The following is a 396-nucleotide window of genomic DNA, read 5'->3' as shown; positions in this document are numbered from 1 at the left end:
ATTCGTGATATTGAGTATTTACATCGCCTCCTAAAGGCTTTGGATTACTTAACAATCCTTCTTCATCTCTATTAGCAATAAACAAATCTAAATAAGGCTCTTGAGTCCATTGATCTACATTTAATCCTGTTGCATTGGCTGCAGATGCATAAACCAATTTATCCTTCATATAAAATGCAGGTCCAAAATCTGAAGTTCCTGAACTAATTGGAGACATCTCAATTACAAACTGTCGTGATTTAAAAACAGTACTCTTTAAATAGTCTATGTCCTCATCGTAGGTTTTTATCACAAAACCAGTTCCTCCTTTTGCAGTATAAGTTTCTAATAGCTCACGGCTCTTATCGTGTTTACCAAGACTCTTTAAGGATTGGGCAGCTCTATAATAGTATTTAG

Annotated in this window: 1 pseudogene; it reads right to left on the bottom strand. The window is 34.8% G+C overall.

The features are described from left to right. A pseudogene (locus G3A46_RS14085) lies at positions 1-396 on the bottom strand (flagellar motor protein MotB); the annotation flags it as partial.

The organism is Aequorivita sp. KMM 9714 (genome assembly GCF_011065475.1).
Taxonomy (GTDB): Bacteria; Bacteroidota; Bacteroidia; order Flavobacteriales; family Flavobacteriaceae; genus Aequorivita; species Aequorivita sinensis.
This window is presented reverse-complemented; position numbering and strand designations above follow the sequence as displayed.